We start from the raw sequence: 17,668 nt of genomic DNA, 5'->3' as shown, positions 1-17,668 counted from the left end.
TGGATTTAGTCGATTTATCACGTTACCTTATCATCCAAACGCTTCACTACAAGTGTGCTGTCTCTCCACTCGGCGCAGCTTCGTTATTCCCGGTTCAAACGTATAAGGAACGAATATGATCTCGGGTATAGTGCATTCCAGCCGCTCTCCCAGCTTCGTCAGCTCCCGCTTCACACAAAATTCCACCTGCTGCATCCCTTCTCCTCCTCCGAGCCGAAGCGATACTTCCAACATCCCGCTACCTCGCTGTACGACGCGATAATGCTCAATAACTGGAGAGGCTGCAATCACCGCACGCGTAACAAAATCCGGGAATACAGGTACGGCTTCGCCCGTTTGTCGATGTGGAAAATAAAGCGTGTCATCACAGCGGCCTTCGATCCGCTCAATGGCAGTGAATGGAGACCCACAGGCACAAGGAACCGCTGCCTCGGTCAAAATGTCGTTCAGTCGATACCGGATAATCGGCTGTGAGGTTCTGGAGAAATCCGTGATTACAGGCACGAACCTCCGGGTCGTGGGGTCAATGAACTCTTTTTCAATATGAACGATATCTTCATTCAAATGCAAAGTACCGAAGCCACAGGTTGCGCCCAGAAATCCTTCAGTACACTGGTAAACCTGATGAATGGTTTGCCCAAAAACACTCTCCAGCACCTTGCGATCCAGGGGGTCCAGCACTTCAGCAACCGAAATGATTTTGTCCGGTACAGTGGTCAATGTGCCTGACGTATAAGCCTCAGCCAACATTCTCAGCATGGAGGGCGGCGCTACCCATACGGTGGGTCGGTATGTTTCCATACGTTCAACCAAGGTATCGACACGCTCCAGCAGATCAAAATATTGAAATTGCAGCTTACCCCGCTGCACCGATTCATACAGATTACTGTTGGCCCGGAGGAAAAAGGCGATCTTGGCAGGCTTCCACAGTCCGCCAGGCAGGAGCTTGGCCAACACAGTCCCTGTCCACGCATCCTGCTCACGATCACTCACCAGAAACAACCCCCGGTTGCCCGATGTGCCTGAGGACAAGCCTACCGTCACGCCCTGAACGGATGGCTTGAAATCACGCGTTTCCTCACTTTCCCCGGCGAGAGCCATCGCTTCGCCCTTGGAAATGCCCACCGTGTTGAGCCGATCGAAATGCTGCATCATGATCGTTTTGTCAATCAGCGGAAAGCTTCTCCAGTTGGATGCATCAACATCACCCCACCACTCCCGGTAAAAAGCGGACTTTTTACGAACCCGTTCCACTTGCCGAATGATCTGGCGTTCCTGCCAGCGTTCAAGATGCGCTCGTGTTTTCCATTTTCTCAATCCCCGTGCAAGTGCATAATGGTAGACAATACGCAGTGTACTGCTCATATGTGCTCACCCTCTGTACCCCAAGCATTCAGCGCTTCATGGCAATGACTGGGCACAATCCGAATCGCTGGAAACTGCTGATGCAACTGAACGAGTCTGTCAAAATTCCTTCGATACGCCTGACGATCCGACATAATGATTCCAGCGAGTGCGTGAGGTCTGAGTTGCTCCTGAAAAGCACGACTCGACCACACCGCGTCCGCGCACAGAAAATAATCATGTGACTCCGTACTGAGCAAAATGCCCATCATGCCTTCCGCATGACCCGATACGTCAACACCCAGCAGACTGCCATCACCGAAAATATCGTATACCTCGGGAAAAGGAAAATCCTCACCCGCTCTCACCCATCTCTCCGGCTGCTTCGTAACAAGCATTGATCGGGCATTAAAGTCCTCTGGCAGCAGGCCGGACAGAAAGCCTGCCTTTACAGCCGCAATGGGGCCAAGTGAACGCACCGCGTCATAGGCTCTTGGCAGATAGATCAATTGCGCCTGTGGGAAATCCCGCACACCTGCAATATGATCCCCATGAAAGTGCGAGAGGATGATGTACCGAATATCCGAAGCTTTCAGCCCTAAACGAGCCAGAAAGTGTACCGCACTGTCTTCTTCACGATAGACCACAGGTGTAATATGACGGTACAACGCATTTGGCAAATGAGCGGTTTCCTTGAAAAAACGGGAGCTATATCCCGTGTCCAGCAGAATCGGACCATGTACAGGATGAATGATGCACGCAAAGCCTGCCGGGAAGGCCACCGGACGCAAACTTCCACCACGCAGCGTCAGAAACTCCGGATGTGTGCAATAACCCGCTGCTCCAAGATGAAGCTTTACCGAAGTTGTTGTCAGCATGATTCAGCCCTCCACCAGTCTGCAAATTGTTGTAACCCCTCATCAATGGACAACCGAGGCACATATCCCAGCTTCTCACGGGCATCCGTAATATCCAGCGTCTGCGGGATAGATAATGAACCAACCGTATACCGCGTCAATTGAGGTTCACCTGACGCAGGAATCAAGCGGTGTACACGTTCCAGCACTGCGGCTGCTCCGTATGCTGCTCGGTAGGGAATATTTCGACGGCGTAAAGGCATTTCCAGCATGCCAAACAACGTGCTCACCAAATCCCGGAACGGTCTCGGATCTCCATTGGAAATATTGTAGGCACGACCCAGCACTTCTGTCTTGGCATCCCTACATAACAACAGTGCATCCACCACGTTATCCACACAAGTCAGGTCAATGAGTGCCTGTCCGCCTCCGATCATAGGTACACCCGATTTGGCATTTGCTGCAACGATTCTGGGAAAAAGGGTCTGGTCATATGGACCAAAAATAGCTCTCGGACGAATCATGATCGATGGAAGTCCCTTAGCATGAGCCTGCAAAACCACCTGCTCAGCGAGCCGCTTGGTGGCTGCATAATGATTAGCTGGCTTGGATGGCAAGGGGTCATTCTCATGTATGTCATATCGCGGACTGTAGTTAAAATATAGGCTCGGCGTTGATACATGAATGAAGCGCTTTATGCCAACTTTCATACAACGGTCCACCAAATGCTGTGTCCCCTCCACATTGATGCTGTAAAAATCCCGGTATTTGCCCCATGGCGACGATAACGCCGCACAGTGAAACACAACATCCTGACCCGAACAGACCTCATTCACCGCCGCCTGATCCCGTATATCTCCGTTATAAAATCGAATGCCTGCTGCCTCAAGCTGTGCACCGTGCTTTGGCTGGCGTCCCATACCCGTAACTTCCCAGCCTTGCTCTGCAAGCCGTATCGCCAGATGCCTGCCCAGACATCCGGTTGCTCCTGTAACCAATGCTCTATTCATCGTTGTTCACCGTTCCATTCTATGTCGTGAGTCAAAGCTTCAGTCAGCGAGAACTTATGTTTCCTTGCAAGCCGCCAGGCGGAGAGTACAATTGCAAATTGCTCAAACAAAGGTTTCATATCGTATCTCAGATACACCACATCCCTCGTTCCCCGCCAGGCTGTCATCCATGTCCGCAGGCCGCCCTTCCCCCAGAGTTGCTGCAATCCACTTCCCAACATCGGAAGCATCAACATCGCTTTGCTTCCTTGCTTGGGGATGATCACCTTTGCTGCTTTCACCAGCTCTTCAGGTGCAATTAAAGCACGTACCAAGCCATCACCAGGGTGAAACAAATGGATGCCACTGGTCGCCCTCGGATTACACTCAATGGCATACACTTGTCCGTCCTCTGTTTCGATAAAATCAAACCCAATCTGCCCGCTAAACCCTGTCGCCTGTACAAATTGCCTTACCCACTCGTAAATTCCTTCATGCTCCACATGTTCAAAAAAAACACTCGCCCCTACGCTGCCCGTTCGATAGCGACTGTCGTAGGTTGTATATGCAACGATTTTCCCTTCATAAGCTACGCTGTATGTACATAACATTTGCCCGGCAACATAAGCCTGTGCAACCCAAGGGGAAGCCGAGGATATTTCCGTGTCACCAGGAGGATCATTCTGTAAACGGTGCTGCTTCATTTTACCTTCGTATATCTTCTGATCAGGTGCGCCTCTATCAAAGTCTGTTGTGGAGGATATCGGCGGCATACGAACTCTGGCAGCAAAACGGGAGTATACGGGCTTCCATACCCATTCCCCCTCTATTTCCAGATCAGCCTGCGCTTCCATCCATTCCTGCCGACTGTTGATCAGACGGGTATCCGGCACCGAAAGGCCAAACGACTCTGCAAGCTGAATAAAGCGATATTTATGATGCAATTCATGCAACTGCTCTATAGGCGAAACAAGTACACGGCAGTGATCACACAGACGCTCTGCCCCTTGAGCAATATAGAAAACTTCTTCACACATCGGAATCAACAAGTCGATCTGCCAGGCTTGAACCAGACTCTCCATCTCTAACAAGTAATTCTCTGTTTCATGACGTGGAGATGGAACCATGAAGCACTGCTCCACCGCACTGGACAATCTGCACAAATGACGCACCACGCTCTCCGCGACGTAAACCCGGTGACCCGCACGATGAAGCATACGCGCCAGATCGAGCGTTACCGGAGCCCGCCCGCCTGTGAGCAGCACATTTAAGGATTCTGATGTTTGATGTCCATTCTTCGTGAATCTAGTAGTCAAAAATAAGTCCTCCCAGTGATAATCCGGCGGCTGTTCCGATCATTAGCACCCGATCTCCCCTCTGAATGCGCTGCTGCTTGATCGCTTCATGCAACCCCATCGGAATGGAAGCGGCAATGGTATTGCCGTGATTTCGTGTAATGTCCATAAAACGGTCCTCTTCGATTCCTAGCTTCTTGCGGATCAGCCTCATCGCCATGGCACTTCCCTGATGCGGAATTACCAATTGGAAATCCTTCATCTGATTACCGGTTGCTTGCAACATATCGTCAATAAATGCTGGCAGCAACCTGGAAGCCATACGGAAGATGGCCTGTCCATCCATATGAAAAAGATAGGGGTCCGGCTGCTCTGCCACATAATTCGAGGCATGCAGACGAGTACCCCCACCGGCAATTTCCGAAAACCGCGCGCCGCGGCTGTACGTTTTCAGCGAGGCATGCACAATCTGCGAAGACTCTCCTTCAGCAGAGCGTTCAATAATGACAGCAGCAGCTCCATCACCGAACAGGGCAGCACTCTCCTTGTTCGACCAATTTAACCCCTTTGAGGCGATCTCCGTAGCTACAAGCAGCACCCTTTTATAACGCCCGGCATCCACCATATAGGAGATAACATCCAACCCGTTTAGGAAACTTAAACAGGTCGCATCCATGTCAAAAGCCGGTACACCTGAATCCTGCTGTCCCATCGCCTGCTGAATGAATACCGCCGTACTGGGTAAAGGTTGTTCCTTCGTACCGCTCGTACACACCAGACAGTCTATATCTGCGAACGTCAATCCCGCATCAACAAGTGCGGCTTCGGCAGCCCTCGCTCCCATGAAGGAAGAGGTCTCTGCACCAGAAACGTAATGACGCACACCTACACCTGTTGCTTTGCTGACCCAGCCCGCAGGCACCTGCAAACGGCGATCCAACTCCTCGTCGGTTACTTCCTGTTCAGGCAAATACTTGCCTGTTCCAACAATTCTCACTCTTCTAAGCTGCATATGACCTACCTCTTTCTCTTCTTCTGACTGATCGATATAAGTTCAACTAATAAATATGTACACTAACACTCCAATGACAGAACAACCTTGTTATCGCAGTTATCGTGTAAATGTTTAGTCGAACATATCTAAATGAAAATTACACTTCACCCCGCCTGGCTAAACGCCATGACGAAGTGCAGAAAATACAGCAGAAGGGCAGATATCTCTGCCCCTCCCGTTGTGTTATTTTTTTATTCAGTCATGTTGATTCATTTCCTTACTTCAAAATCTCGGCCAGTGCAAGATCGAGCGTATCATACTTGAATGTAAATCCTTCTCTTTCCAGCCTCTCGGGAATAACCCAGCGACTTTTGAGAACCAGCTCTGTTTCGGTCCGGATGAATCGTGCCCCCAGTTCCAGCATCCAGCGAGGTGAAGGAAGTCCAATACGAACTCCCATCTGCCGCCGCAGACTCTCCATAAGCTGGCGGTTCGTGACAGGATGGGGAGAGGATGCATTAAATACACCCTCCAATTGCGGATGCTGCTGAACATAGATCACCATGCGGAACAAATCTTCTAAATGAATCCAGCTAAACTGCTGGGTTCCAGATCCTTGTGATCCACCCAGCCCAAAGCGGACCAGATTGGTGAGTGGCTCCATGACGCCGCCTTCTCCCAGCACAATGGCAATCCGTAATGCAATCTGACGTGTAGACGGCAGACTGAATTCAAAAAAAGCCTTTTCCCACGCCTTGGCGACATCCACCGAGAATCCGGAGCCAATCTCGCCCTCTTTCTCCGTCATGGGACGATCTTCTGCATGTCTGTATATGGTGGCCGTGCTCGAATTAATCCATAATTCAGGAGGGTTGCTACAAGCCAGAACAGACTCGCCCAAAATGCGGGTTGTGCGTGTTCTGGATTCCAAAATGACTTTGCGGTTCTCGTCCGTGTAACGGCAGTTTACGGATTTTCCGGCCAGGTTAATCAGCAATTCTGCACCTTCAAGTGCCTCTATGATTCCAGCCTGGTTCTCCCAGGCAATATGACCGGGCTGACGTGAGATGATGAGCACCTCATAACCAAGCTCCTTGAATCTTTGGGCAAAATCCTGACCAACAAACCCTGTTCCACCCGCCAACACAACCTTTTTCACGGTATCCCCTCATTTCCCCATACTGGGTAAAGCAACTACGCTATATATGGACTAACACTGTCTGCGACGGTTTTGTTTGATTTTAATTTATGCCCAAGGCTGCGTATAAACGATTGCGTTCTTCAATCGCCCATGCGTTCGCTGAGTTTTGCTCCAACTGATACATAAGCTCATCATGGAAATCATGAATCATGAACCCTTCAGGCAAATTCCCCAGCATGGCTGTAAAATTGTATTCAGGCAGTTTTCTTTGTCCTTTACCGATCTGCTTCAACCATTCCATCCATTCGACAAGCGTCAGCACTTCTACCTGCCATAGTTCGGCCTGTAATCCAAGTGCATCCTGAAACTGCTCATAAGCAGATAGCTCGGAGAAGGGACGACAAGCTTGCACAGCCAATTCATACAACTCGATTACTGCGCGCCGCACCTCATGCTCAAGCTCGATTTCCAACCCTTCCATGAAGTCCTGAACTTGAATTGACAGCCCGTCATCATATAGTAATGGTGCGTGTGCCAACAAACGCACAATCTCTTCCATGTCATGCGCTGAAACTTTCTTTTGCTCATAGAGAGCAGGTAACATATATGCTGTAATGATCCTTCACTCCTACATCGTTCTTCTATTAATGACGTATATTATATCATGATTTGGCGTTGAAATATTTGAACACTTGAATCGTTTCTTCCAGATCTTCAGGACCTGAATAGATATTCATAACTTTACCGATTTCGATTCCAAAATCCACATAAGCACTCGCCTTGGCTGTAATGATATGTCCATCAACAACAACACCTTCATTTACATATTTCCCTTGGGCTGTGATAGCTCTCATCTCGGATTCAGCATTAGTCGTAAATGATCTGCTCTCCAATATTTGCGCTTGACCGAACAATAATATTCCTGCACAGATGGCTGCAATGGGCGTCTTGCGCGCATTAAGTGCTTTGATGAAGTACATCAAGTCCGGACGTTGCAGCATTGCCGTAACATCTCCTCCGGGAATTATCAAAAGTTCCACTTCTGACGGATCAATCTCATTTAGTAGAACAGAGGGATTAACCGAAAATCCCTCATATGACTGTAAAGGTCCTTTTTCCAACGCTACCGTTATGATGTCTCCTTGGGTTTTCATAAAATAGCTGGCTAACATAATCTCAAATGATACGTATCCTTCAAATAATAATATGTATGTTTTCAAATCAGCTGCCCCCTTCTTTTTGTCCTTCTACCCTCGATACATATTAGTCTGCAAACATTTTTAAAGCATACTGATGATTATTTTTGATCAGATGATCATGGGCCATTCTCAAAAATTAAGTTGTGAGCATCATTTGAATCCCGCAGCTGGATAAAATGCTTTTAATCCTGCTCTTCTATTTCACATAAAATGATCTTGATAACTAATGCATCCTCTCATGTTTATCCCCTATTTATGTTTCAATTTTCCAACTACCTCATTGTACAAAATTCTTTCGATTGATGGCGTGTTCCAACAAAAAAACAGCCCCGTGTAGGCCGATTTGGAATACGGAAGCTGTCGCAGTCAAACAAAACTTTTTATATATTTTCAGCAATTAAAAAAGTGGAGTGTTTGGTTCACTAAGAATTCGGGCGGATAGTTCACTCAACACTTGTTCTGTTCGTTCAAGCAGTTTGTCAATGTTGGTTGGCTCTGCAAGAAAAGAGTCTGGGCCGTTTTCTATTGAAGATATATATTGTATCGTGCTGATGAATAAGACAATATCCAATCCGGGATTCTTATCTGTATGCACAAAAGAAAGAATTTCGTTCATCGTCCATTTGTCAGGTAAGATCGTTGTTTGGTGCTCATGAATGTACAAAGCCTTGATCATGGCAGTCAAAGCCCAGTCACAGAGAATCAGGCAAACTTTCCTTTGGCTATGCTTATGCATCATAAAAGCCAATTTCATATGATATCCAGCAAGTTTTTGATAATCGAACACATCTCTTTTCACATTGGAAATCTCATCAGTTAAGTACAATAAAGGTTTATCGATCTGCCGATTCATGAAGGAGTGCATTTCATTCAAGTCCAACAACCCCTTTATCCGTTTTACTCTCTGTACAAAAAACTGGTGTGTATTTTTTAAGTTTTGGGCAAGATATAGATAAAATATTACTATATAGTAGTTTTTTAATCAAATTACTTATTAAGTATTGGTTAATCAACCTCTATTCTTTCTCTACACTTCTAATTAAAGAGAGGTGTACCCATGTCAGAACTTTTGGAGTTAGTTGGTGCAAGAATAAGAGATCTTCGGAAATCCAAGGATCTATCTCAAGAGGCTTTAGCTGAAAAGGCAGGATTTAATACAAGCTATATCGGATTCATTGAACGCGCGGAGCGTAACATCTCTTTGAAAAATTTGGATAGAATCGCGGATGCTCTTGATGTCGGCGTTAATCAATTATTTACATATGTGAATGAAAACGAGGCACTCTCCTATGAAGATAATAACATTCAGAAACTAATTACCATCCTGAGAACCCATGAACCACATGAAATAGCTATGGCTCTCAATGTGATCACTGAAATTTTCAAAACGTATGATAAGAAATAACAAAAAGGCAACGTTCACTCGATTAAGAGTTGATCGTTGCCTTTTTTGGATGTGATATCTTGAAGATTGTAATCCATTTCTGAATTCGCGCATTATCCATTAGATAAACGCTTTAACCGCTGCAAAATACTCCCGGATCATATTGATCGGTTTCAGATAACCCGGTGAAGGAGCGGAAATGCCGTATTCGGCAGCGTAACCGTTCTTGGCGGCCAAATACTTGGATCTGAACATATGGTAATCACTTGTGACAATCATGATCTTGGGATGCTCCAGCCCAGATGCATCAATGATTTTTTTGGAAAAAGCCATATTCTCCTGGGTGCTCGTCGATCGATCTTCCATAATGACTTGTGTGGGGCTGATCCCCTGATCAACAAGGTAGTTTTTCATGGCGAGTGCTTCCGGAATCGATTCTCCCGGCCCCTGCCCGCCGGATACAATCACTGGTGTCTGAGGATGACTGCGGATATAGTCCAGACTGGCATCCAGCCTTTGTTTCAAGGTCAATGACAATTCAGTTCCCTTGATGCCCGAGCCGAGAATAATGACATAGTCCGCTTCTTCCGGATCATTCGCGTTAAGCTGAGTAAACACAAGTGCTTCGATAATTACAAATGAAACCGCAGCGATCCCGAAGCCAGTAAGCAGAATGCGTTTTAGCAGGATATACTTTTGATAATCAATCCGCCTCAACACGATAAAAGCTATAGTGATCATGCCAAAAAACTTCACCGCGAAGTTCCAGCCCCAGAAAACAAGGAAGAACACAAAACATGCAATGAAAATAAGATCAAGGATTAGGCCTTTTTCTCGTATAAACTTTTTCATAAATCCAGTAACACTCCTTCTCGGGCCTTCACTTCCGTCATATGCCCTTGATTCAGGATTTTATGATCGTGAGCTTGGGCCACTGTTGTTGCCAGCATTTCTTCTCTACACGATGATTATAGTAGTCTGCATCGGTGAAAAACGGACTTTGGCGTACGATTAACGCATACAGATCCTCCAGCCCATGCGGGGCACAGATACGCACCTGACCTTGTTCATCTAACCGCACACCTATGGCTGTGACGATTTCTGGCCAATACCGAAGGGCATCTTCTGTGGATTGATAGGGCTTGTTTCCATTGCGCAGATGCATCCTCGCCTGATTTTTCACCGACCATTTGGAATTGCCTGTCTGCTCGCGAAGCCCTTGTTCCAGCATCAGGTCCCGCTCCTCACGCATATCTTCCGTATCGTAGTAAATAACATCAATATCGCTGTGAAGTTCGCGAAGAGGATAGCCATGAAGCACATCCCAGATATAATTGCGAATATACCCCGCACCTATGTAACACTGAGGCAGATCCAGACTGCGAATCCGCCGCAGGTCGTGCATTAACTGTTCATGCTCCGTAATCGCCTGGATCAACTTTTCCTTAAGCAACATATAACGTCTCTCCCCGTCACTCTGTCCATTTCATTATAGAGCTATCATTGCTCGCTTTTACATTACCGACACGCTGCTCCTTCCAATATATCATGTTTGAGTACCTGCGATAAAATAAACAAATCCCCTCAGGCAGTCATCCTAGGCTCATCTGAACAGATGTTCCTTAAGATCATTTACCCTGAGGGGATGAATTGAAGAAGATTGAAAAAGCGATTAGGCCAGTGGCTTTTCCGAATACGTGATCTGCATTTTCTACATTTTACGTTGGATTATCCAATAGCGTCAGTTGTCCTTGCTTCTCCTGCATGCGGAAAATAACGGGTCGTTCCTTCGGATGATTGTTCGGAGCATGAATGGTGAGACACAGTTGTCCTTCGAACGTTCGAAACAGCATCCCATGTCCTCCATTATTGGCGAACAACGGCTTGTCATCCTGCTTCCATGGACCTTGCGGTTTACCGGACACCGAGCGGGCCAGCCCCAGTGTATAACCGTCTTGACCGGATGTGGACCACATCATGACGAGTTCATCATTTTGCATACGATACAGAAACGGACCGTCCGTGACATAACGGTTTCGCTGTTCTCCACCTCCGACAGACCATGGCGCTTCGGAAGCTTTGAATAACAGATCAGGTTTGCCTATCGTTCCTTTCAGATCCGGTTTCAGACGTACCGCGTACATCTCCCCATCCTCCACCTGCACCCATTCCTTGCAAAAGATCATCCACGGATCACCCTGATCGTCCACATACAATGTACCGTCCAGGCATTCCCAATCTGGTGGCGTCAGGGAGCGACACCACAATTCAAAAGGCCCTTCTGGCTGATCAGCCACCAACACACCTGTTACCCGCGGAACACCTTCCGCCTTGAAGCTGGCAAACATATAAAAGCGACCTTCCCATTCATAGACTTCCGGGGCCCAATAGTGGTGATCGGACCAGAAGTTCGCTGGTGCACGGAAGCATGGGGAAGGACCACTCCAATGGATCAGGTCTTCACTCTCATAGACATCAAAACCGATGGCTGGGCCGTTCCACACATTTTGCCCGATAGAGCCATATAAATAATATTTCTTGCGCGATGGTATAGCCAATATGTAGGGATCACGAAAATGAATATCTTCCAAACGGTGCACGTTCAATGGTTCATCCTCCTCATGAGAGCGGTTCATTAACCATGAGTATACACCATATCTCCAAATACTGGAATTCCATTAACCCCACATACCAATCAGCAATATGCCGCCAAAAATAACGATGGAACAGAGAATGCGCTTCTTCCCCTGCTGTTCTTTCAATAACAAAATACCGAGGAAGGCCGCAAATACCGTTCCTACTTCCCGAAGCGGGCCCAGTCTAGCCATTGGCGCCTGCTGCAATGCAAACAGAAACAACAAGTACGAGCCCGGATTCAGCAGCGCTCCCAGCATAATGGTTGATCGGTTCTTCTTCCACTCCTGACGCAGTTGGCGGGAAGCGAGCAGCGCCGGAGTCAAGCCGGCAACAAAGCCAATGTTCGTCACTTCAAGTAACGACAGGGGTGAAATATGCTCTAGATTTAATTTGTCCACGAACACATAACTCGTTGTACATAACCCGACACATAAGGCCATCAGAACCGGCTTTGATCCTGTTACACTTGAGCCAGATTTGCCAACTCTGCTTCCCACACCACTCAGCACCGTAAATCCTACAATCATGCAGGCAATACCGACCCAGCCGAACATGGACAACGTTTCCCCCAGAAAAGCAACACCGATCAATGGCACTAACAAGGTGCTCGTTCCCCGCATAATCGGATAAATCTGCGACAAATCGCCCAATTCATACGTCTGCGATAGCAGCCAGGAATACAAGGCTTGCAGCGCCATTGATAACACGAGTAGTGCATAGGCTGGCATGGATAAAGGTTCCCGTACCAATTCCACAATAAGCACAGGCAGCAGTATTACGGTTGGAATCATCATGATAGACCATAAAAACACACTTTTGTTTAAACTGCGTTTGGTGAACATACTCCAGACAGCGTGAGCCATCCCGGAAGCGAGCACCAGAACTATAGGTAAAATCATAATCAAAACGTTCCTCTCTAATGCCTTGCTCTTCTATATTCTCTAATGTGCCAAAGTGCTCTCAGGTTGATGTTCTGGCTGTTCCTTCACGACCGATCCGTCTTCCAGACGAATCCAGGTATCAAAGCTGCGTTGTCCCGCCTGCAATTGAATGACCCGTCCTCCGCGCAGCATGCCTTCCCTTCCATATGTACTGTGTCCACTCGAACGCCCGTAGCAGAGACGAATGCCGTGGTAAGTCCCCTGAAAATCATTCACATGATCATGTCCGCAAAAGGTCCCCATCACATCGCCCATCTCCAGCAGTGCAGAGAACAGACCCGAGTTCACTTGGGCAGAGCAGACAGGTTCGTATTTGCTGCCGTAACAGATCTGTGTGTCCCACATGGACTGATATTCAGGAATCGGGATATGGAAAAACGCCAAGGCTGGGAGCTTCTCCCCGCGGCTGCGGCCGGGATTAACGCGTGTGGATTCAGACATCAGCCACTGGATCTGATTAGGCTGAATCCAGCCATAACCGGGAATGGACTCGAACTGGGAATAGTTCCCCGAATCGAGTAAATACAACACTGCTGCCGGACAGCCATCCGCTCCGGCAATCTCCAATGTGTAATTGCCTAGTCCCGCAATCTCACGCGGTCCAGGTTCTGTCACGGTATGCGCATGCTCCTGAATCACATCCATTAATGCATCGGGGGTAATCCGATTCTCTGTATCATGGTTGCCATACACAAAAGCCCACGGAATACCACGCTCTTCCACTACAGACACAGCATCACGCAATGCCTGCTCCGGGTGTTCACATTCCTTATTGCCAGGATCGACTGGTCCCGTGTAGATGACATCGCCTGTAAAGACAACCAGATCGGGCTGTTCCGCTTCAATGACCGTTTTCATTAATTGCCTGGTCCGAAGATCTTCAGGTCGCCCATCTTTCCAGTGTAGATCTGTAAACTGCACGATTTTGAATGCTCCATTTGCTTGAAAAGCAAGCTGACGTTTCACCCTTTTTCCTCCCTGATAATCCATGTACTATGGATTAAAGTTTTCAATGTTGTTTATTGTGGTTTTACGTTGTTTTATATGATCTTATCGTCACATCATATTGCTGTCAATACATATTAAGAACAGAATTTACTTCTCATTATACTCCTCATTACATTTCAAAATTGACAAGGTCTTCTCTCCAACTTAAACTATTAAAACAACAACAATCCACACTATCTCACAACTCTAAAATAAGTAGAACTTAGATCGAAACTTCAGGAGGCACAAACATGTCTTTAACGTATGAAGAACGCAGACACACCATTCTTAACCAGCTAGCTACCCAGGGCAAGGTTCAGGTACAGCTTCTGGCGGATCTGTTTCAGGTGTCTACGGAGACGATTCGGCGGGATCTGGACCGACTTGAAAAGAAAGGCGAATTGCGCAAAGTATACGGAGGCGCTGTACGTGTACGCTCAGGCATGATCGAAGCCCCTTTTCAAAAGCGTGCGCAGCTTCAACTGAACGAAAAGCAGGCCATTGGCGTGGCAGCCGCCTCTCTGATTGAGGATGGAGAGACCATAATGCTGGACAATGGTACAACAACGCTGGAGATTATGCGGCAGCTGCGACATCGGTCTCAGGTGACCGTCATAACCAACTCCGTCCCCATTCTTACCTGTGCGCTAGAGGAGTTTGCAGGCAAAATCATTTTCGCTGGAGGAGAAGTCACCCCGGTCGTACAAGCCTCTACTGGACCCATTGCTCATGAATTGCTCAGTCAATTCAAAGTCAATAAGGCATTCATCTCAGCAGGTGGCGTGTCATTAACGGATGGGATCACAGATTATGTGCTGGAAGAGGCACTCATCTCCCGCAAAATGATGGAGCGTGCGGAGGAAGCCATTTTGGTAGCAGATCATACCAAGTTTGGACGTTCAACCTTCGCCCAGATTGCACCTATAAATCAAATATCCATGGTGATCACAGATTCTGGATGTCCCACAGAATGGATAGATGCTCTTCACCAAATGGAAATCGAAATGGTTCACAGCATTTGACAATGTGAGCCATTTTCTATATTTTAGAAGTATAATGATCGTTCTATCTTATTCTGAAAGGAGCGTATCACTTCTTATGAGCAGCAAAAAGGAAATGCTGTTGAACGTGGCTGAGGAATTATTCTACCTGCACGGCTTTCATTCTATCGGCTTGAAGCGAATCATCACAGATGCCGGGATTGCCATCATGACGTTATATAATCACTTCAACTCCAAGGATGATCTCATTGTTGAAGTACTTCGGCGGCGCGAACAGCGCTATCTGGAACAGTTGCGGCAGTATGCCGACAACAAAGCGCAACCCGTATTCCTCAATCTGGCGGAAGGACATGCACGCTGGTTGATGGAGCATGAGTCGAGAGGATGCTTGTTTTTGCGTGCCAAGGAGGAATTTGGCGGAGATCCAGACAACGTCATTGTACAAACTGTCAACGCACATAAAAAACATGTGATGACCTTGATTAAAAATCTTGATCCTGCCGCAAGTGACCGTGCAGTGTTGCAATTTAACCTGTTGCTGGAGGGTTCTACTGCACTCGCTGAGACAGAAAATGTAAATAGCGTCTGCCGGGAACTCATTGACATGACGCAGAATAGTTTCAAGTAGTCCCACACCGGGTGAGTTAGTAGTTCAACTCACTTTTTTATTTCAAAGAAAATATAATGATCGTTCTATCTAAAAGGCGGTGGATTTGATGAAAAAAATTATTTTCCCAGGGATTGCCCTTATCGCTGTATGTTATGCATTCGGGAGATTCAGCTATGGGCTGTTTATGCCGGAAATCTCGGAAGCACTCCAACTGGACGATGCCCAATCCGGAGCAATCAATTCCGCAACCTACATTGCGTACTGTCTGTCTCTACTTAGTGCCCCACTGTTAATTAATCGCATTGGGCACTATCATGTCATTCAAATAGCGGGCGTTAGTGCTGTGCTCGGTTTATTGGGCATAGCCTTGTCTCCAAACGCGTTTGTTCTCACACTAGGTGTATTTCTTGCCGGATTAAGTACAGGCTTGGCCTCTCCTGCATTGGGTAACACCGTCTACGCTGAGCTTGCACCTGAGCAGCAAGCCAGGGGGAATAGCTGGATTAACACAGGTACCAGCTTTGGCATTATCGTATCCGGTCCGATCTACTGGCTGTTCACCGAGTATTGGCGTTTTACCTACATCTTCTTTGCTGTTCTGGGTGTTGTAGTAGTGTTATGGAATAGACGTGTTCTTTCCCCACGCAAAACAGAGCCTTGTACCAAGTCCCTCTGGGCATGCATGAAGCCGACCAGACCCGGTGTGGCTCTGCTCATGGCTTCCCTTCTGACAGGTATCAGTTCTGCGATCTATTGGACCTTTGCCCGAAACTTCCTCACGGACGAAAAAGGGGCCTCCGATTCGGAAGCCGTACTGTTCTGGATTGTGATGGGGATTATGGGGATTCTCGGTGGGTGTGCTGGACGGATTATTGAACGCATCGGAATTGGATGGTCCTATCGGATAGGCCTTCTACTCTTGTCTGTTTCACTTGGCGTTATCCTTCTTCCATCGATGGCCGCCAGCCTGGTCTCAGCTGTTATGTTTGGCAGTACCTATATATTTCTGACCAGTGTATTCATCGTGTGGGCGACCAGGTTATTTCGTCCAAATACGTCCATCGGAATCAGCCTTGCTTTTCTCGCGCTCGGTGCGGGGCAGTTCATAGGTTCATCGATAGCGGGGTACACCATTGAGATGTTCTCCAACACGACAGCATTTCTGGCCTTTGCTGTGCTGGGTCTATTCGGATTACTTATTCGGGTGAAATAGCCATAGCCTTATCCTACAAACAAGCAAACCAACAGACTATACATCCGCTGCGCATCTGAAACCAATATGCCCAGTAGATGTATCAGGCGTGTTGGGGATTCTGGCCGCCACTCTATAGCGATTGCAGTAGGAACGGTGGCATAGGTAGGAACCGCCTTTTAACACCTTGCGGTCTTCATGAGGAGATAATTCCGTGGCAGCATCCGCAGCCTTCTCGTGATCCGTAACGTAGTTGTCTGCGCACCACTCCCATACATTTCCTGACATATTATAAAGTCTGTATGCATTGGAAGGAAACGATTGAGATGGAGCGGTGCCTGCATAACCGTCGGCTGCATTATTTTTCGCCGGAAATACACCCTGCCAGATGTTGCAATAGTGCTGTCCATCCGGCCTTAACGTATCGCCCCAAGGATATTTTTTCTGAATCAGTCCACCCCGGGCTGCGTACTCCCATTCGGCTTCTGTGGGCAAACGTTTACCCGCCCAGCGGCAATAGGCATTGGCATCATTCCATGAGATATGAAGAACCGGATGATCAGAGCGATCATTCACATGAGAATCGGGTCCTTCAGGATGAGCCCAGTCTGCACCTTCAACAACCCACCACCAGGGTGTCTGTTGTACCACGTTTCGAACTTGAGCCGCCGTTTGCGGAGAAACGAACAGATGAAAAACAAAAGACCAGCCAAACCGCTCCGCCTCAGTCCGATACCCCGTCTCACGAACAAACTGTGCAAATTCCGCATTGGTTACCGTACAGGCATCCAGATAAAAGGAGTTCACCTGAACTTCTCTAACGGGGCCTTCTCCATCCTCTGCAAAAGCTTCAGGGTCATTCGTGCCCATCAGGAAACGTCCACCTTCAATACGAATGCTTTCTTTCTTCTCTGCTCTTTTGGTTAGAGCTATTGTGAAGTCAGCTGAATAACTGGTATGACTTGATGGCTTGTCCTCAACAGCCTCTACCGATGCAGCCGTTTCCTCTGGCAGACTCTTTTCCTCGAGCTTGCCGCTCCGACTTGCAGCGCAGCAGCAGGAAGAAGGTTTCTTTGGCAGCCGATCATGCATCTCAA

At 47.6% G+C, this 17,668-nt stretch carries 19 protein-coding genes; 4 read left to right on the top strand and 15 right to left on the bottom strand.

Annotated elements, in window-relative coordinates; translation table 11 throughout:
* Positions 1-30: 30 nt before the first annotated feature.
* The 9 genes from BLV50_RS15045 to BLV50_RS15005 form a co-directional block, all read right to left on the bottom strand.
* The gene (locus tag BLV50_RS15045; RefSeq protein WP_090808585.1) at positions 31-1,365 is read right to left on the bottom strand and encodes a F390 synthetase-related protein; all 1,335 of its coding nucleotides are present in this window, start codon (positions 1,363-1,365) and stop codon (positions 31-33) included.
* Entirely contained in the window at positions 1,362-2,222 is an 861-nt protein-coding gene (locus BLV50_RS15040) for an MBL fold metallo-hydrolase (RefSeq protein ID WP_090808584.1), read from the bottom strand. Before BLV50_RS15040 ends, BLV50_RS15045 begins: the two co-directional genes overlap by 4 nt.
* Positions 2,216-3,211, bottom strand: coding sequence for an NAD-dependent epimerase/dehydratase family protein (locus BLV50_RS15035; RefSeq protein ID WP_090808583.1), 996 nt, complete (start codon positions 3,209-3,211; stop codon positions 2,216-2,218). Before BLV50_RS15035 ends, BLV50_RS15040 begins: the two co-directional genes overlap by 7 nt.
* Positions 3,208-4,506 carry an ATP-grasp domain-containing protein gene (locus tag BLV50_RS15030; RefSeq protein WP_090808581.1) on the bottom strand — a complete coding sequence of 433 codons (1,299 nt, stop codon included), beginning with the start codon at positions 4,504-4,506 and terminating at the stop codon, positions 3,208-3,210. Before BLV50_RS15030 ends, BLV50_RS15035 begins: the two co-directional genes overlap by 4 nt.
* Complete coding sequence (locus tag BLV50_RS15025) at positions 4,496-5,497, bottom strand: beta-ketoacyl-ACP synthase III (RefSeq protein WP_090808579.1); 1,002 nt, start codon at positions 5,495-5,497, stop codon at positions 4,496-4,498. Before BLV50_RS15025 ends, BLV50_RS15030 begins: the two co-directional genes overlap by 11 nt.
* A gap of 259 nt (positions 5,498-5,756) precedes the next feature.
* Positions 5,757-6,638 carry a TIGR01777 family oxidoreductase gene (locus BLV50_RS15020; protein ID WP_090808575.1) on the bottom strand — a complete coding sequence of 294 codons (882 nt, stop codon included), beginning with the start codon at positions 6,636-6,638 and terminating at the stop codon, positions 5,757-5,759.
* An 82-nt stretch (positions 6,639-6,720) separates the two neighbouring features.
* Entirely contained in the window at positions 6,721-7,179 is a 459-nt protein-coding gene (locus BLV50_RS15015) for a hypothetical protein (RefSeq protein ID WP_170867853.1), read from the bottom strand.
* Positions 7,180-7,282: 103 nt separating this feature from the next.
* The gene (locus tag BLV50_RS15010; RefSeq protein ID WP_072734078.1) at positions 7,283-7,840 is read right to left on the bottom strand and encodes a DJ-1/PfpI family protein; all 558 of its coding nucleotides are present in this window, start codon (positions 7,838-7,840) and stop codon (positions 7,283-7,285) included.
* 376 nt (positions 7,841-8,216) lie between these two features.
* On the bottom strand, positions 8,217-8,618 hold the full coding sequence (locus BLV50_RS15005) for a hypothetical protein (RefSeq protein WP_139295663.1): 402 nt from the start codon (positions 8,616-8,618) through the stop codon (positions 8,217-8,219).
* A gap of 258 nt (positions 8,619-8,876) precedes the next feature.
* Between BLV50_RS15005 and BLV50_RS15000 the strand changes: the two genes are divergently transcribed.
* Positions 8,877-9,224 (top strand): helix-turn-helix domain-containing protein, encoded by a 348-nt coding sequence (locus BLV50_RS15000; protein WP_072734079.1) that lies wholly within the window; start codon positions 8,877-8,879, stop codon positions 9,222-9,224.
* Between the two features lie 99 nt (positions 9,225-9,323).
* Here the strand turns inward: BLV50_RS15000 and BLV50_RS14995 are convergent, their stop codons facing one another.
* The 5 genes from BLV50_RS14995 to BLV50_RS14975 all read right to left on the bottom strand — a co-directional run bounded on the left by BLV50_RS14995 (position 9,324) and on the right by BLV50_RS14975 (position 13,747).
* Positions 9,324-10,055: a YdcF family protein gene (locus BLV50_RS14995; RefSeq protein ID WP_090808573.1), complete on the bottom strand. Its 732-nt coding sequence runs from the start codon at positions 10,053-10,055 to the stop codon at positions 9,324-9,326.
* A 52-nt stretch (positions 10,056-10,107) separates the two neighbouring features.
* Positions 10,108-10,659 carry a nucleotidyltransferase family protein gene (locus tag BLV50_RS14990; RefSeq protein ID WP_371129252.1) on the bottom strand — a complete coding sequence of 184 codons (552 nt, stop codon included), beginning with the start codon at positions 10,657-10,659 and terminating at the stop codon, positions 10,108-10,110.
* Between the two features lie 262 nt (positions 10,660-10,921).
* Positions 10,922-11,803 (bottom strand): glycoside hydrolase family 43 protein, encoded by an 882-nt coding sequence (locus BLV50_RS14985; protein WP_090808841.1) that lies wholly within the window; start codon positions 11,801-11,803, stop codon positions 10,922-10,924.
* A gap of 78 nt (positions 11,804-11,881) precedes the next feature.
* Positions 11,882-12,739 carry a DMT family transporter gene (locus tag BLV50_RS14980; protein WP_205524730.1) on the bottom strand — a complete coding sequence of 286 codons (858 nt, stop codon included), beginning with the start codon at positions 12,737-12,739 and terminating at the stop codon, positions 11,882-11,884.
* Positions 12,740-12,781: 42 nt separating this feature from the next.
* Positions 12,782-13,747: a metallophosphoesterase family protein gene (locus BLV50_RS14975; protein WP_256337963.1), complete on the bottom strand. Its 966-nt coding sequence runs from the start codon at positions 13,745-13,747 to the stop codon at positions 12,782-12,784.
* A 272-nt stretch (positions 13,748-14,019) separates the two neighbouring features.
* On the opposite strand from BLV50_RS14975, the gene BLV50_RS14970 reads away from it, so the two are divergent.
* The 3 genes from BLV50_RS14970 to BLV50_RS14960 all read left to right on the top strand — a co-directional run bounded on the left by BLV50_RS14970 (position 14,020) and on the right by BLV50_RS14960 (position 16,592).
* Positions 14,020-14,790, top strand: coding sequence for a DeoR/GlpR family DNA-binding transcription regulator (locus tag BLV50_RS14970; RefSeq protein ID WP_090808569.1), 771 nt, complete (start codon positions 14,020-14,022; stop codon positions 14,788-14,790).
* A 76-nt stretch (positions 14,791-14,866) separates the two neighbouring features.
* Positions 14,867-15,397: a TetR/AcrR family transcriptional regulator gene (locus BLV50_RS14965; protein ID WP_090808566.1), complete on the top strand. Its 531-nt coding sequence runs from the start codon at positions 14,867-14,869 to the stop codon at positions 15,395-15,397.
* 88 nt (positions 15,398-15,485) lie between these two features.
* On the top strand, positions 15,486-16,592 hold the full coding sequence (locus tag BLV50_RS14960) for an MFS transporter (RefSeq protein WP_063564151.1): 1,107 nt from the start codon (positions 15,486-15,488) through the stop codon (positions 16,590-16,592).
* A gap of 36 nt (positions 16,593-16,628) precedes the next feature.
* On the opposite strand, the gene BLV50_RS14955 is transcribed toward BLV50_RS14960, so the two are convergent.
* Positions 16,629-17,663, bottom strand: coding sequence for a formylglycine-generating enzyme family protein (locus BLV50_RS14955; RefSeq protein WP_090808564.1), 1,035 nt, complete (start codon positions 17,661-17,663; stop codon positions 16,629-16,631).
* Between the last annotated feature and the right edge of the window lie 5 nt (positions 17,664-17,668).

Source organism: Paenibacillus sp. 276b, from assembly GCF_900107875.1.
Taxonomy (GTDB): domain Bacteria; phylum Bacillota; class Bacilli; order Paenibacillales; family Paenibacillaceae; genus Paenibacillus; species Paenibacillus marchantiae.
The sequence above is the reverse complement of the archived record's forward strand: the minus strand, read 5'-3'. Positions and strand labels throughout refer to the sequence as shown.

Excerpts from the sequence above, each read along its gene's own strand:
- BLV50_RS15035 (WP_090808583.1), bottom strand. The coding sequence starts at position 3,211 with ATGAATAGAGCATTGGTTACAGGAGCAACCGGATGTCTGGGCAGGCAT.
- BLV50_RS15040 (WP_090808584.1), bottom strand. The coding sequence starts at position 2,222 with ATGCTGACAACAACTTCGGTAAAGCTTCATCTTGGAGCAGCGGGTTAT.
- BLV50_RS15045 (WP_090808585.1), bottom strand. The coding sequence starts at position 1,365 with ATGAGCAGTACACTGCGTATTGTCTACCATTATGCACTTGCACGGGGA.
- BLV50_RS15000 (WP_072734079.1), top strand. The coding sequence starts at position 8,877 with ATGTCAGAACTTTTGGAGTTAGTTGGTGCAAGAATAAGAGATCTTCGG.
- BLV50_RS14955 (WP_090808564.1), bottom strand. The coding sequence starts at position 17,663 with ATGCATGATCGGCTGCCAAAGAAACCTTCTTCCTGCTGCTGCGCTGCA.
- BLV50_RS14995 (WP_090808573.1), bottom strand. The coding sequence starts at position 10,055 with ATGAAAAAGTTTATACGAGAAAAAGGCCTAATCCTTGATCTTATTTTC.
- BLV50_RS14990 (WP_371129252.1), bottom strand. The coding sequence starts at position 10,659 with ATGTTGCTTAAGGAAAAGTTGATCCAGGCGATTACGGAGCATGAACAG.
- BLV50_RS14965 (WP_090808566.1), top strand. The coding sequence starts at position 14,867 with ATGAGCAGCAAAAAGGAAATGCTGTTGAACGTGGCTGAGGAATTATTC.
- BLV50_RS14980 (WP_205524730.1), bottom strand. The coding sequence starts at position 12,739 with ATGATTTTACCTATAGTTCTGGTGCTCGCTTCCGGGATGGCTCACGCT.
- BLV50_RS15025 (WP_090808579.1), bottom strand. The coding sequence starts at position 5,497 with ATGCAGCTTAGAAGAGTGAGAATTGTTGGAACAGGCAAGTATTTGCCT.
- BLV50_RS15015 (WP_170867853.1), bottom strand. The coding sequence starts at position 7,179 with ATGGAAGAGATTGTGCGTTTGTTGGCACACGCACCATTACTATATGAT.
- BLV50_RS14960 (WP_063564151.1), top strand. The coding sequence starts at position 15,486 with ATGAAAAAAATTATTTTCCCAGGGATTGCCCTTATCGCTGTATGTTAT.
- BLV50_RS14970 (WP_090808569.1), top strand. The coding sequence starts at position 14,020 with ATGTCTTTAACGTATGAAGAACGCAGACACACCATTCTTAACCAGCTA.